Origin of the sequence: Clostridium sp. D5 (genome assembly GCF_000190355.1) — a bacterium.
Taxonomy (GTDB): domain Bacteria; phylum Bacillota; class Clostridia; order Lachnospirales; family Lachnospiraceae; genus Faecalicatena; species Faecalicatena fissicatena_A.
This window is the reverse complement of sequence record NZ_GL870814.1, coordinates 188,250-203,189: the sequence shown is the minus strand read 5'-3', so window position 1 is coordinate 203,189 and position 14,940 is coordinate 188,250. Positions and strand designations below refer to the sequence as shown.

Here is a 14,940-nt window from a genome sequence, read left to right as displayed (position 1 = left end):
AAATTTTTCGTACTGTTATATCATGAATCAAAGATTCATCATCGCCATTCGCCGTTCGGAAAATGTAAAAGTATGCTTTCCTCACAAACACACCTTATATCATACCATGTTATAAGGAAGGAAAATCGAAACCTGTTTCTTCTTTTTTTCTGTCTTCTATCATGGAATGAAGCTTTGAAAGTGCCTGGCTGATACCGCCAACCTCATCGATGAGTCCTTCCTTCACAGCCTCTTCTCCCTCCAGCAGGGTCCCGACGTCTTTCACAAGCTGGCTGGAATCCAGCATGAGTTTTTCCAGACGCTCCTGGGTGATGTTGGAGTGGGATGCAATGAACCTGGTTATTCTGTCCTGCGTCTTTTCCATGTTGCGGTAGCTCTGGATCACGCCGATAAACATACCGGTAGATCTTACCGGGTGTACGATCATGGTACCGCTGGGAACAATAAAGGAGTAGTCTGCAGACACTGCGAGGGGTCCTCCTATGGAATGGCTTCCTCCCAGAACAAGTGATACCGTGGGTTTGCTCAGAGATGCGATCATCTCTGCAATAGCAAGCCCCGCCTCCACATCTCCACCCAATGTATTCAGCAATATCAGGATGCCTTCGATATCATCGTTATCCTCTGCTTCTGCCAGGCGCGGAATCAGATGCTCATATTTTGTTGCCTTTGTATTGCCGGACACTGCTTCATGTCCCTCAATCTCCCCTATGATCGTCATCAGCTGGATATTATGTCTCCCGCTCTCCTTGCCAAGCCTGAGTGTGCCGGTATCTTTTATCTCCTCATTCTCTCCTGCCTGGGTTTTCTGAATCTGCTCTTCTTTATTCTTATCCATTTTATTCCTGCCTTTCCTGATAGTAGCAATGCTTCAGCTTTATTTTCTATATAGTATCTGAAAGAAAAACAGGAATTATACACTATTTTGCAGCTTGACTGCAAATCCGCCCGCAGGACATATTTATTCGGCATACAAAAAATGGTATGGACGATTGTATACATCCATACCATTCAAATTATTGCAGTGCCTGCTCGATATCTGCAATAATATCTTCAACATTTTCAATTCCTACGCTGAATCTGATCAGATCAGGCTGTACGCCTGCTTCCATCAGCTCCTGCTCATTCATCTGGCGGTGTGTGTGGCTAGCCGGATGAAGCACACAACTGCGTGCATCCGCCACATGAGTCACAATTGCCACCATTTTCAGTTTATCCATCATCTCAACCGCCGCGTTCCGTCCGCCCTTCAGGCCGAAAGTGAGAACGCCGCATGTTCCGCCCGGCATATACTTCTGAGCCAGGTCATAATATTTGTCTCCCGGAAGAGAGGGGCATGACACCCATGCCACTTTCTCATTGTTCTGCAGATACTTAGCAACGGTAAGTGCATTTTCACAATGGCGCGGCATACGAAGATGCAGCGTCTCCAGCCCGATATTTAATAAAAAGGCATTCTGCGGAGCCTGAATAGAACCCAGATCCCTCATCAGCTGTGCGGTCGCTTTCTGGATAAAAGCAAGTTTGCCGAACTTCTGTGTATAGACGATCCCGTGATATGTCTCGTCAGGAGTTGTCAGGCCCGGAAACTTCCCTTGCTGTGCTTCCCAGTCAAAATTGCCGCTGTCTACAATGGCACCGCCTACGCAGGATGCGTGGCCATCCATATACTTGGTCGTAGAATGGGTCACAATATCAGCCCCCCACTCAAACGGACGGCAGTTGATCGGCGTTGCAAATGTATTGTCCACGATAAAAGGTACCCCATGTGCATGGGCTGCGTCTGCAAACTTTTCAAAATCCAGGACTACAAGCGCCGGATTAGCGATCGTTTCACCAAAAACAGCCTTTGTATTGTCCCTGAAAGCTGCCTCCAGCTCTTCTGGTGTGCAGTCGGGATCTACAAAAGTAGCTTCCACACCCATCTTTCTGATGGTATGTGCAAAAAGGTTATATGTACCGCCGTAAAGAGCAGAAGCACATACGATATGGTCCCCTGCTTCCACAATATTCATAACCGCATAGAAATTAGCCGCCTGCCCGGAGGAAGTAAGCATTCCCGCAATTCCGCCCTCTAAGTCGCAGATCTTAGCAGCGACCGCATCATTGGTCGGATTCTGCAGCCTGGTGTAAAAATATCCGGCTTCTTCCAGATCAAAAAGCCGCCCCATCTGTTCGCTGCTGGTATATTTGAAGGTAGTACTCTGGTAGATCGGCAGCACTCTCGGCTCTCCGTTCCCCGGTTCATATCCGGACTGTATACATTTTGTCTCTATCTTATAGCTGCTCATATTTCCTTCCTCCTATGAATATAGATATTTCTTCTCCAGTTTGCGCACCATATCGCTGTAAAGCTTTCGGCATTCTTCCTTTTTGTCTTCCTCAATCAGACGGACACAGGGGCTTAAGTAATCCTGCCAGATTCCTGCATAAATACCGGCTGAATCTACCTGGCGGTTGATTCGCTTTACGATCGTCGGGGCGATATTGTAGTACTCATTCACCGTATTCATACCCTCTTTGGATCCAAGCAGATATTGATCCCGGTAATCCCGAAGCAAGGTAAGCTCATAACAGTCATCCGGTTTATCCAGACTTCTGCATACAGCTGTAGTAATATAACAGAGTCCCTTTTTGAAACCTCCCTGAATCTGTTCACGGGTAGAATGCCCGATCTTATTGTCCGGCAGCTTTTGATTATAGATTTCTATTATTTTTTCCGTAAATTCTTTTGTCTTCACACTGTTGATCTCACCCAGAAGCGGGACAAAAAAAGATACCATGTTCATATTATAGTCCAGACAGGCCAGATCCCGCTTTCTCTTAGAAGGGATCGCCGCAAGCTGTCCGGCTGCATATTCCGGAATCAAAGCAGCAGCCGCTTCCAACGCCTCATCCGATTCTTCAAAAGCTTCCCTGATACGCCCTAAAAGCGCGCCGTGTCTGTTCAGTAATATGTCCATATCAGATGCATAAGTCTTCTTATGAAATTTCTTCGCATATTCGGCAGTTTCCTCAAACAAGGAAATCATCTCTGCCTTCAGATTTTCATGATCCATATTATCTCCTCTTTATGTATTGACATATTGTTTAATTCTTACTCATCCCAGTTATGATATACATCCTGTACATCATCGTCCTCATCCAGCAGATCCAGTGTCTTCTGAATATTCTTAATATCATCTTCTGAGGTCAGCTCTACATATGTCTGAGGGATCATAGTCACCTCTGCATCTGCCATGCTGATTCCCTCTTCTTCCAGCTTCAGGCGCACTGCACTGAAGTCTTCCGGTGCGGTGAGTATCTCAAAGCTGTCATCGTTCTCTGCGAAATCCTCCGCGCCGGCATCCAGAGCCAGCATCATCAGCTCATCGGCGTCCATGCTGCATTCTTCCTTATCAACCAGGATCTGCCCCTTCTCATCGAACATAAAAGAAACACAGCCGGGAGTCCCGACATTGCCGCTCCCCTTAGTGAAAGCATTTTTAACGTTGGAAGCGGTACGGTTCTTGTTGTCCGTAAGGGTCTTTACTATAATCGCCGTCCCGTTCGGTCCGTATCCTTCATATGTAATATGCTCATAATTATCGCCCGCACCCTCGCCGGCCGCCTTTTTAATATTTCGGTCGATAGTGTCGTTCGGCATATTATTGGCTTTGGCCTTGGCGATTACATCGCGCAGTCGGCTGTTGTTGTTCGGGTCCGGTCCGCCGCCTTCTTTTACTGCAACGGCAAGCTCACGTCCCAGTTTCGTGAAAACCTTGCCCTTGGCAGCATCATTTTTTTCTTTCTTATGTTTAATATTCGCAAATTTAGAATGTCCTGACATCTCTAATCTCCTCTTTTTTATTTTCTTTCCGTATTTTATCCGTTGAACTTGCCATACAATTCTACCACTCTTTTTTGTATATTTCAATTATTTCTTCACAGATTCATCTTTGTGTTATGTAGGAAGTTCCAGACTGATTCGGATTGCATCGTTAACCCGCTTCATCATTCCACTGTCTACATGGCAGACAAATTCCTTCAGCCGCTGCTTGTCGATGGTCCGGATCTGCTCCAGCAGGATCACGGAATTCTTAACAATATGGTACTTTTCTGCACTGATTTCAATATGGGTAGGAAGCTTTGCTTTATTCATCCTGGATGTAATCGCCGCACATATTACTGTGGGGCTGTGTTTGTTACCCACGTCATTCTGTATAATCAGCACCGGGCGGATACCGCCCTGTTCCGAGCCCACAACAGGACTCAAATCTGCATAATATATGTCTCCTCGTTTAATTACCAAATCACTTCACACTCCGATTCTAATACTTTGATACTTGAGTATTCCCGCTTTTTTCGGATGTATGCAAGTGCACGAAAACTTTGGACAATTATAAATATTCTACCTGTTTTACGATTTTTCCCTTCTGAATGTAAACCCTTGGGATTCTTTTGCCCAGGCAGCAGACGAATTCATAGTTGAAGCGTCCGCACAGACCGCTGAGTTCCTCCACCGGAATGTGCTCCTCCCCGTCAAAACCAATCAGAACGGCCTGGTCCATGAACCTCACATCCGGGATATCTGTAACATCGACCATAAACTGATCCATACAGACCCGTCCGAGAATCCTGGCGCGCCTGCCGCGGATCAGTACATCCGCCTTGTTGGAAAGCCCCCTGGAATACCCGTCGCCATAGCCTACGGGGATAGTGGCTACCTTCATTCTTTTTGGTGCCGTAAACGTGCCTCCGTAACTGATAGAAGTGCCGGCTTCTACTTCTTTCACAAAAGTAACGTGGCTGATCAGTTCCAGGGCCGGTTTCAGATCCACAGCTTTTTGAGAAACTTCATCAGACGGGTACATTCCGTATGTGGAAATCCCGGCCCGGACCAGATTGTGTTTCATGTCCGGGAAATCAATAATCCCTGCGCTGTTGTCGCAGTGATAATATGTAATATCTGCCCCCTCCGCCTCCAGGGCATCCTTCATCCATACAAATTTTTCGTGCTGCTTATACGTATAGCTCTTATCAGTCTCATCGGCTTTGGCAAAATGAGTGAACATTCCTTCCAGTTCTATATTCGGAAGCGAGCTGATCTCCCGGATAGCCTTTACACTGTCCGTATCGGGAAGGAACCCGAGTCTTCCCATTCCGGTATCAACTTTTATGTGGATGCGGACCTTCCTGCCAAGTGCAGCTGCAGCTTTTGATATTCCTTCGGCTGTCTCTTTCATATATACAGTGGCGCGGATATCATTGAGAATCATCTCCTCATACTGCTCCGGGAAAATGCATCCGAGCACAAGAATCGGCTTTTTTATCCCTTCCTTTCGAAGAGCAATGGCCTCTTCCAGGCTTGCTGTGGCGTAGCCCCATATATAATTATTCTCCTCAAACATCTCTGCTATGGGTACGGCGCCGTGGCCGTATCCATCCATCTTGATGACAGCAATGATCTGAGCACCCTCCCCGATTCTCTGTTTCATCTGCTCCATATTATATGCTATGGCATCCAGGTCTACCCTGGCATATACCCTGTTAAACTGTTTCATCGTTTCATACTCTCCTCTGTTCTTTTTAAACAGGCGCCGATCCCTGCTATCAAATCTTCTGCCAGTACACTGTAGGATCCTCTGGCGGATTTGGCTTCATCTCCTGCGCAGGCGTGCAGATACACACCGCAGACAGCCGCTTCATACGGATGCAGTCCCTGTGCCAGCAGCCCTGCAATCACTCCTGCCAGTACATCACCGGACCCGGCCTTTGCCATAGAGCTGTTTCCTGCTGTATTGACAAATGTCTGACGGTCCCATTTGGCCACAATTGTGCGGGCATCCTTTAAAGCACAGACGACACCGGCCTTCACAGTAAATGCTCTTGTCATTTCAAAACGCTTTTCCTGAAGTTCCGCAACAGAACATCCCAGCAGCCCGGACATCTCTTTCATATGGGGTGTCAGGATAATGGGACGCTCCCGCTCTTCCAGCAATTCGGGATGGCAGGCCAGTATATTCAGTCCGTCTGCATCTATCACACAGGGAGTCTTAACTTCCTTCATAACCTGTGTTGCAATACATTCCGATGTGCGGCTCTTTCCCAGCCCGCAGCCCATGCATACCACATCGGCCCAGGCAAGGAGTTCCCCAAGGGATTCTTCTTCATATTCTGTATAGGTGCTGACAATAGCTTCCGGTAAAAGCTGCTGCAGGATCACCCTGTTATCTTCATGTGTATAAATCTGTACAAGACCGGCACCGCAGGTATATGCCGCTTTTGCGCTGAGATATGCAGCTCCCGACATGCCCCGGCTTCCGGTAATCATCAGAATCTTTCCATAAGTGCCCTTATGAGAATTGGGCTTTCTGGAAGGAATCAGTTCCGGCAGATCCGATTTTTCAAATGTATAACAGACACCCGGCTCCTTTTCAAAAAGTTTCCGGCTGATTCCGATCGCCACGGGAATCGTTTTTCCTGCATACTGATGCCCCGGATGAAGGATGCATCCGAGCTTTTCGCACTCAAAAGTGACTGTCAGATCGGCGCAGAATGCCGTGCCCAGTACATTTCCAGTAGCGGAACAGATACCGGAAGGGATATCGACAGCAACCTTCTGCCCCGGCAGATCATTCATCTTTTTAATATTTGCTGCATAAGCTCCCAATACTTCTCTATTGAGGCCTACACCAAAGACGGCATCCACTATAACAGTATATTCCTGCCTGCTGATTGTTGTTACTATAGGAACACCGCATTTTTCAGCGATTTTCATCTGCTGTCTGCAATCCGGAGTCATAGACGCTTCATTTCCAATAAAAGCAGCTTCTGCCTGACATCCCTTTTCCTTTAAAAGGCGGGCAATCGCAAAGCCATCCCCTCCATTGTTGCCGGAACCGCATACAACCAGCGTTCTCTGTGTATTGATCTTCTCCTGTTCCATGGCAGTCACTGCCGCCAGTGCAGCACGCTCCATCAGCACCATAGAAGGAAGTCCGATTTCATCAATTGTATAGTTGTCTGCTTTCTGCATCCATTCGCCGGTAGGCAGATATCTCATAAGATCACTCTCCTTACTTCTCTGAAAACGAAACAACGTGTAAAAAAGGCACAAAGCCTTTGTTACACGTCTTGTGTTGTCGGTTATTTCTCATGTTCCTCATTATAACGACTGATATTATATGACAGCTTCATTAAGCTGTCATATAAATGTACGCTTTCTACAATTACGTCATCCGGTAAGTGCAGGTCTGTATGTGCAAAATTCCATATACCCTTAATCCCGTTCTCAACAAGCATATCGGCCACTTCCACCGCTTTTGACTTTGGAATTGTAAGTGCAGCGATCTCAATATCCGTATTTTTGACAAATTGTCTCAGATCATCCATCATACGGATCGGTATTCCGCGTATTGTTACGCCTTCCAGCCTTGGGTTAACGTCAAAAATACCCTGCAGTATAAATCCGCTCTTTTCAAAAGCCGCGTAATTGGCAAGTGCCTGTCCCAGATTCCCGGCACCTATGATGATTACGTTATGTTTTCGGTTTAATCCAAGAATCTTACCTATCTCGGTATAGAGATACTTGACATTGTATCCATAACCCTGTTGTCCGAAACCACCAAAGTTATTTAAATCCTGGCGAATCTGAGATGCCGTGACACTCATCTTCTTACTCAGGTCATTTGATGAAATACGTTCTACTCCTGCATCCAGCAGTTCTCCCAGATATCTGTAATATCTTGGCAGCCGTCCAATTACCGCACGTGATATCTCTCTATCTTCCACAGCTATCGCCCTCCAAACTTAATCTAGGTTATATTATATAGAATTGTACGGACAAAGTCAAATTTTTAGTTGTATTTTAAACTATTTTCGTTATAATGGAATAAGTATGTAAATTTTGGACAAAGAGCAGGACTTGGCGGTTATTGCATACCCAGAGGGCATCCCGTAATGCATGCCCTTCGGGCGGGTCTGCAGCACAGCTGCAGAATAAGGTATACCCAGAGGGCACCCCGTAATGCATGCCCTTCGGGCGGGTCTGCAGCACAGCTGCAGCATAAGGTATAACCGGCAGGCCTGATACTGAAGAGAACAGGAGGTTTCTAATGATACTGGCATGTCATAATCTCAATAAGGCATTCGGCGGACAGCTCATCGTCAGAGATGGTTCCTTCCATATAGAAGACAGGGAAAAGGCGGCTCTGGTCGGGGTAAACGGGGCTGGAAAATCCACCATATTAAAAATGATTGTGAAGGAAGAGCCTGCTGACAGCGGTGAATTTGTACTGACAAAGGGGAAAACACTCGGATATCTTGCACAGCAGCAGAATCTTGAGGGCGGCCGTTCCATATATGAGGAAGTAAAAACAGCGAAGGCGGATATTATAGAGCTTGAAAACCAGATCCGCTCGATAGAAAAAGAATTAAAATCACTGACCGGGGAGGCACTTCAGGGCAGACTTGACACCTATCACAGAATGATGTCAGAGTTTGAGGCACAAAACGGTTATGCTTACGAGAGTGAGCTGACAGGAGTCCTGAAGGGTCTGGGCTTTCAGGAGGCGGATTTTGATAAAAAGACTGACACTCTCTCCGGCGGGCAGAAAACAAGGGTCTCTCTGGGCAAGCTGCTTCTTACAAAGCCCGATATTCTGCTTCTGGATGAGCCTACGAACCATCTGGACTTAAATTCAATCACCTGGCTGGAAACATATCTGCTCAATTATCCTGGGGCTGTATTTATTGTATCCCATGACCGTTTTTTCTTAAACCGTGTGGTTACAAAAGTAGTGGAGATAGAAAACGGAGCTGTGAGGATGTATTCCGGCAACTATAAGGCTTATGCGGATAAGAAGCAGCAGATCCGGGATGCCATGATGAAAGAATATCTGAATCAGCAGCGGGAAATCAAGCATCAGGAGGCCGTCATTGAGAAGCTACGTTCTTTCAACCGGGAAAAGTCCATTAAGCGGGCGGAAAGCCGCGAGAAACTGCTGGACAAAATGACGTTAGTTGATAAGCCTCAGGAGGCAGCAAAGGATATACATTTTTCCCTGGAGCCATCTTCCTTAAGCGGCAACGATGTACTTTCAGTGGAAGGCCTGTCTAAACGCTTTGACAGCCAGACCTTATTCCAGGATATCAGCTTTGACATAAGACGCGGCGAACATGTGGCGGTCATTGGAGATAACGGAACAGGTAAAACCACTCTTCTGAAAATTATTAACCAGGTGGTTCCTCCGGATACTGGCTCTTTTACGTTGGGATCTAAGGTGAAAATCGGTTATTATGACCAGGAGCATCATGTACTGCATGATATGAAAAATATATTCGAGGAGATTTCGGATGACTATCCTTCCCTGAATAATACGCAGATCAGAAATACTCTTGCGGCTTTTCAGTTTACCGGGGATGATGTATATAAACGAATTGGTGATCTGAGCGGCGGCGAGAAGGGGCGCGTATCACTGGCAAAGCTGATGCTTTCCGAAGCAAATTTTCTGATATTGGATGAGCCCACCAACCATCTCGATATCACTTCAAAAGAGATACTCGAAAAGGCACTCAATGATTATACCGGTACCGTGCTTTATGTATCACATGACCGTTACTTCATCAACCAGACAGCCACGCGCATACTGGAGCTGGTGAATCAGACTTTTGTAAACTATATTGGCAATTATGACTACTATCTGGAGAAAAAGGATGAGCTGACGGCCGTCTACGCTTCTCCGGCAGCCGGGGGCGCCGGAGGATATGGCGCTTCGGAGGAATCTGTCTCGGAGGCAAAGCTGAGCTGGCAGGAACAGAAGGAACAGCAGGCCAGGGAGCGTAAAAGACTGAATGAGCTGAAAAAGACGGAAGAACGGATCACTGTCCTTGAAGAGAGGAATACGGAGATCGATGATCTGATGACACATGAAGAAGTGTATTCCAATTCCGTCAAATGCCAGGAACTGGCGCTGGAAAAGGCTTCTAACGAAGAAGAGCTGGAAATTCTCTACGAAAAATGGGAGGAACTGGCTGAATGATAAAAAACAGGACGGTATGCAGGAATAATTACTCTGCATGCCGGCCTGTTTTTTGTCATATAGGTAATCCCCTGGGGCTTGTCCACTCTTTATATAAAAGAACGGCTGTATGAAAGGAAGAGACGGTGTCTCCTCTACCGTTCCACACAGCCGTAAAAGTTTGCTTACCGAAGATTGTATTACAATCTTGCCGCAATCGCCTTGATAAAATCCTCGCTGTTAAGTACGGTTGGATTCTCAATTGATGTAATCAAAGCCAGATCCTTTGTCATGCTTCCTGATTCTATCGTATCAATGGTCGCTTTTTCGAGTTTGTCAGCAAATTCCATCAGTTCGTTATTCCCGTCCAGTTCTCCGCGTTTTCTCAGTGCGCCTGTCCATGCAAAGATCGTTGCCACGGAGTTGGTAGATGTCTCCTCCCCCTTGAGATGCTTGTAATAATGGCGCTGTACGGTTCCGTGTGCTGCTTCATACTCATAATATCCGTCCGGAGATACCAGTACGGATGTCATCATGGCAAGCGAACCAAATGCTGAGGATACCATGTCGCTCATTACATCGCCGTCATAGTTCTTGCATGCCCAGATATATCCGCCTTCCGACTTCATAACACGGGCTACCGCGTCATCGATCAGAGTATAGAAATATTCAATTCCGGCTGCTTTGAACTTATCATCATATTCTGCATCATAGATTTCCTGGAAGATGTCTTTGAATGTGTGGTCATATTTTTTGGAGATGGTATCTTTTGTTGCAAACCAGAGATCCTGTTTTGTGTCCAGTGCATAGTTAAAGCAGCTTCTTGCAAAACTCTCAATGGACTGATTGATATTGTGCATTCCCTGCACGATTCCAGGACCTGCAAAATTATGTACAAGTTCTTTCATCTCGGTTCCATCTTCCGCTGTGTAGACAAGCTCCACCTTGCCGGCGCCCGGAATCTTCATCTCAGAACCCTTGTACACATCACCATATGCATGTCTCGCAATGGTAATGGGCTTCTTCCAGTTCTTTACGCACGGCTCAATTCCTTTTACAACAATCGGAGCACGGAATACTGTTCCGTCCAGAATGGCACGGATGGTTCCGTTCGGGCTCTTCCACATTTCCTTCAGGTCATATTCGTCCATACGGGCAGCATTCGGTGTGATTGTCGCGCACTTTACGGCTACCTTATACTTCTTTGTGGCATTGGCGGAATCAACGGTAACCTGGTCATCTGTTTCATTTCTGTATTCCAGGCCCAAATCATAGTATTCCGTATTCAATTCAATGAAAGGCTCCAGAAGATTATCTTTGATCATCTTCCAGAGGATCCTTGTCATCTCGTCCCCATCCATCTCAACAATCGGTGTACTCATCTTAATCTTTTCCATCTTAGCTGTCTCCTCCTAATAATTCTTCATAACCCTGTTTCTTCAGGTTCTGTATGACATGCAGGATATGCTCATTGGCGAGCTGTTCTGCAAGGTCTGCATCTTTATCCCGGATCGCGCGCAGGATCTGCTTGTGCTCCCGGATCGACTTTCTGGCGCGCTCTTCTGAGACTACGGAAGACCTCCGTGCCAGCTGGACATACTTATGGAAATCCATTAATACATGGCTGAGTATCTTACTGTTTGACGCCTCATATAAAATAGCGTGGAACTTGCCGTCCAATTCGGTCACCTGATCTGCACTGCCGCCCCCTTCTTTTTTCATATGAAACTCGGAAAGAAGCATAATCTCGTCCAGCTCATCCAGCTGCTCATCTGTAATGTTCTCTGTTGCCCATCTTGCACACAGCCCTTCCAGCATAGAACGGATCATATAGATGTCACTGACATCCTTGGGAGAAATCCCTGTTACATATGCGCCCTTATTAGGGATGATAGAAACAAGTCCTTCCAGCTCCAGCTGCCTCAGTGCCTCGCGCACGGGCGTACGGCTGACTCCCAGTTCTTTCCCGATGGTATTTTCCCTTAATTCATCGTGTTCCTCATATTTACCTTTTAGGATATCGTCCCGGATTCTCTGAAAAACACGGCTGCCCAAGGAATGATCCTGATATTCTTCCATTTTATTTTTATGTCCTCCCAAGTCAGAGTGTTATATGCAGCTCGCTGCATACACTGTCTATTTTGGCAACTAATTCATCATCTGTCAAGACTGTAACGCGACCTTCTTCATATTCTTTGTCCACCCAGCGCTTTAATTCCAGTACAAGCTGCGAGTTTTTATCCACCTGGCGGTCTGCAGGAAGCTTATAATATGCGTTAATCCAGTAGGCAATGCCGGCAACACCTGATGTATTGGAGACAGACACAAGTGCTGGACGGTTCAGGTATTTGTCTGTATCAAAAATGTTATAAATCTCTTCATTCTTCAGCATGCCGTCCGCATGTATTCCGGCGCGGGTTACATTAAAATTCTTCCCGACAAATGGTGTTCTGGAGGGAACACGGTAACCGATCTCTTTTTCATAGTACTCTGCCAGCTCTGTTATCATGGTTGTATCCATACCATCCAGTGTGCCTCTGAGCTGTGCATATTCGAATACCATCGCTTCAAGCGGAGTATTGCCGGTACGCTCTCCGATCCCAAACAGGGAACAGTTCACTCCAGATGCACCGTACAGCCAGGCTGTGGTTGAATTGTTAACCGCTTTATAAAAGTCATTGTGACCGTGGAACTCGATCAGCTCACTTGGAACGCCTGCATGCGTCATAAGTCCATAAATAATGCCAGGTATGGATCTTGGGATTACTGCGCCCGGAAAATTCACTCCATACCCCATTGTATCACAGGCACGGATCTTGACGGGTATCTGGTACTCCTCCATCAGCTTCATCAGCTCCAGGCAGAACGGAATAACAAATCCATAAATATCAGACCTTGTAATATCCTCCAGATGGCATCTCGGTTTCACACCTGTCTCCATGCACTCTCTGACTACAGAAAGATAATGCTCCAGCGCTTCTTTGCGGGTCATCTTCAGTTTGTAGAATATATGATAATCTGAGCAGCTTACAAGAATACCAGTTTCCTTCAGTCCGATATCTTTCACCAGCTCAAAATCTTTCTTATTTGCCCGGATCCAGCTTGTAACTTCCGGAAATTCATATCCCTTCTCCAGACATTTATAAACAGCATCCCTGTCCTTTTTACTGTACAGGAAAAATTCGCTCTGTCTGATCTTTCCATTGGGGCCGCCGAGCTTATGTAAATAATCAAAAATAGTCACAATCTGTTCCGTTGTATAAGGAGCACGTGACTGCTGTCCATCACGGAATGTGGTATCTGTAATCCAGATCTCGTCCGGCATATTGTGGGGGACGATTCTGTCATTAAATGCAATTTTCGGTATCTCGTCATAATGGAAAAGATTGCGGAACACATTCGGGGAATCCACATCCACCAGCTGATACATATGCTCTTCAAGTTCCAATAGATTCGTGTGCTTGTTCAAATAAACTTTTCTGTTATCCATTTTATCCTTACCTCCTGTATAGACAGTTAACATTCCATGAAACCTTTCGAGTTCACAGATTACATCCACGTATAATTGTATACAATTATACATTCTGTGTCAACACTTAATTTTAGAGGCCGGACATGTACCTTTCTGCAATATTTTGGTGAAGCTTCTACATGGCCCTTACAATTCCATTTAGGTCGGTTTACACGGAACCACGCGCAGACCGGGAAGCGGGCTGCTGACAACAAACGTCGGTATGGCCTTCATTCTATACAAGCAGTTTGATTTATGTTACACTTAATCAATGAAATTTATTTTAAGGACACTTTTTGGGAGGAAGGAACCCCACATATGGAATTTTTAAAAAACTACATAGAACAGAATTGGACCGGCGGCCCGAACGTTGTCGGGCAGACCGCTCTGCCAATGACTTTTAGAAATAACGACCGCGCGTATCAGGAAGAGCACCTTATGCTAATAAAATTTGCCGGTAAGCGGCGGGTACTTTCCACCTCCGCATGGAACGGAGGCATACGCGAGGATCTTTGCTGTGCTTTCAATTATGACCAGAGCCAGGGAAAAACAGTATGGTGCGAGCTGCTGGAACCCACCATTGAAGGACATATGCGCAGAATTGGAGAGAATCTTGGACTTCCCGCCCTGAATACAGGGCTTTGTACGGCTGCCCAGATTAAGAATATGGCAATTGCCTGTGAAGAATGGGATGGGGTTACCGTCACGACCCTGGCAACAGCTGGGATTGATGAGAACGGCGGCCGCGCAGGTGATCCTGCATCCTGGCAGGAAAGGAACGGTGTAACCGGCCTCCCTGCCGGAACTATCAATCTCCTGATTCACTTTGACTGCGACCTTCCTCCCGGCGTTCTTGCAGGCGCCCTTCTAACGGCCACCGAGGCGAAATGTGCAGCCATTCAGGAATTACAGCTTCCCAGTCTGGTATCCAGCGGTATTGCAACCGGTTCCGGTACCGACGGAGCTGTACTGGTCTGTGATCCCACCAGTCCAATCCACCTCACCGACACCGGAAAGCACAGTAAATTGGGGGAAATGATTGGGCGGACAGTATTAAGTGCAGTTAAGTCTGCTCTTTTTCGCCAGACAGGTGCTTCCCCCGGGAGGCTTCATGATGCTGTGCGGCTATTGGGACGTTTTGGCCTCACGGAAGAGGTTCTGGCTGCGAGCCTGCCCGAACTTACTGCCGAAAAAAGACATCAACTCTGCCGCAGGGAAGAAGTTTGGACAGTTGCTGCCGTCTGCGCCCATCTGATGGATCAGCAGACATGGGGAGTATTAAGCCCTGAACAAACAAAGGCTGTTGGGAAATGTTTATTTCCTGTCGGCAGCGAGAACTTGCTGAATGCTTTTATCTCATTCTTGGCAGAGCAGTCAAAAATATGGAAACCTGACTAAGAAAGTCACAAAGAGTTTTATCCAATAAAA

The 14,940-nt window shown here is 46.5% G+C and carries 13 protein-coding genes; 2 read left to right on the top strand and 11 right to left on the bottom strand.

All coding sequences use genetic code 11. From position 1 onward, the window contains the following. Positions 1-109: 109 nt before the first annotated feature. From HMPREF0240_RS14470 to HMPREF0240_RS14435, 8 genes are all read right to left on the bottom strand, one after another. The gene (locus tag HMPREF0240_RS14470; protein ID WP_009004165.1) at positions 110-838 is read right to left on the bottom strand and encodes an ATP-dependent Clp protease proteolytic subunit; all 729 of its coding nucleotides are present in this window, start codon (positions 836-838) and stop codon (positions 110-112) included. A gap of 178 nt (positions 839-1,016) precedes the next feature. Next, positions 1,017-2,291 carry an O-acetylhomoserine aminocarboxypropyltransferase/cysteine synthase family protein gene (locus HMPREF0240_RS14465; RefSeq protein WP_009004164.1) on the bottom strand — a complete coding sequence of 425 codons (1,275 nt, stop codon included), beginning with the start codon at positions 2,289-2,291 and terminating at the stop codon, positions 1,017-1,019. 12 nt (positions 2,292-2,303) lie between these two features. Beyond that, positions 2,304-3,059 carry a CFI-box-CTERM domain-containing protein gene (locus HMPREF0240_RS14460; RefSeq protein WP_009004163.1) on the bottom strand — a complete coding sequence of 252 codons (756 nt, stop codon included), beginning with the start codon at positions 3,057-3,059 and terminating at the stop codon, positions 2,304-2,306. A gap of 38 nt (positions 3,060-3,097) precedes the next feature. Next, on the bottom strand, positions 3,098-3,829 hold the full coding sequence (locus tag HMPREF0240_RS14455; RefSeq protein ID WP_009004162.1) for a YebC/PmpR family DNA-binding transcriptional regulator: 732 nt from the start codon (positions 3,827-3,829) through the stop codon (positions 3,098-3,100). A 114-nt stretch (positions 3,830-3,943) separates the two neighbouring features. Beyond that, a complete protein-coding gene (locus HMPREF0240_RS14450; protein WP_009004161.1) occupies positions 3,944-4,291 on the bottom strand; it encodes a type II toxin-antitoxin system PemK/MazF family toxin in 348 nt (115 codons plus the stop codon). An 88-nt stretch (positions 4,292-4,379) separates the two neighbouring features. Continuing rightward, positions 4,380-5,543 carry an alanine racemase gene (gene alr, locus HMPREF0240_RS14445; RefSeq protein ID WP_009004160.1) on the bottom strand — a complete coding sequence of 388 codons (1,164 nt, stop codon included), beginning with the start codon at positions 5,541-5,543 and terminating at the stop codon, positions 4,380-4,382. Beyond that, positions 5,540-7,045 carry a bifunctional ADP-dependent NAD(P)H-hydrate dehydratase/NAD(P)H-hydrate epimerase gene (locus tag HMPREF0240_RS14440; RefSeq protein WP_035313561.1) on the bottom strand — a complete coding sequence of 502 codons (1,506 nt, stop codon included), beginning with the start codon at positions 7,043-7,045 and terminating at the stop codon, positions 5,540-5,542. Before HMPREF0240_RS14440 ends, alr begins: the two co-directional genes overlap by 4 nt. An 83-nt stretch (positions 7,046-7,128) precedes the next feature. After that, positions 7,129-7,773: a redox-sensing transcriptional repressor Rex gene (locus tag HMPREF0240_RS14435; protein WP_009004158.1), complete on the bottom strand. Its 645-nt coding sequence runs from the start codon at positions 7,771-7,773 to the stop codon at positions 7,129-7,131. A 323-nt stretch (positions 7,774-8,096) separates the two neighbouring features. Here HMPREF0240_RS14435 and HMPREF0240_RS14430 point away from each other — a divergent pair, with 323 nt between their 5' ends. Beyond that, positions 8,097-10,022: an ABC-F family ATP-binding cassette domain-containing protein gene (locus HMPREF0240_RS14430; RefSeq protein WP_009004157.1), complete on the top strand. Its 1,926-nt coding sequence runs from the start codon at positions 8,097-8,099 to the stop codon at positions 10,020-10,022. 179 nt (positions 10,023-10,201) lie between these two features. On the opposite strand, the gene HMPREF0240_RS14425 is transcribed toward HMPREF0240_RS14430, so the two are convergent. The 3 genes from HMPREF0240_RS14425 to HMPREF0240_RS14415 are packed head-to-tail and all read right to left on the bottom strand — an operon-like array spanning position 10,202 to position 13,491. Next, the gene (locus HMPREF0240_RS14425) at positions 10,202-11,398 is read right to left on the bottom strand and encodes an NADP-dependent isocitrate dehydrogenase (RefSeq protein ID WP_009004156.1); all 1,197 of its coding nucleotides are present in this window, start codon (positions 11,396-11,398) and stop codon (positions 10,202-10,204) included. A gap of 1 nt (position 11,399) precedes the next feature. Continuing rightward, positions 11,400-12,080 carry a GntR family transcriptional regulator gene (locus HMPREF0240_RS14420; protein WP_009004155.1) on the bottom strand — a complete coding sequence of 227 codons (681 nt, stop codon included), beginning with the start codon at positions 12,078-12,080 and terminating at the stop codon, positions 11,400-11,402. Between the two features lie 22 nt (positions 12,081-12,102). Next, the gene (locus HMPREF0240_RS14415) at positions 12,103-13,491 is read right to left on the bottom strand and encodes a 2-isopropylmalate synthase (protein ID WP_009004154.1); all 1,389 of its coding nucleotides are present in this window, start codon (positions 13,489-13,491) and stop codon (positions 12,103-12,105) included. A gap of 339 nt (positions 13,492-13,830) precedes the next feature. Between HMPREF0240_RS14415 and HMPREF0240_RS14410 the strand changes: the two genes are divergently transcribed. After that, entirely contained in the window at positions 13,831-14,910 is a 1,080-nt protein-coding gene (locus tag HMPREF0240_RS14410) for an adenosylcobinamide amidohydrolase (protein ID WP_050794549.1), read from the top strand. The last annotated feature ends 30 nt before the right edge of the window (positions 14,911-14,940 follow it).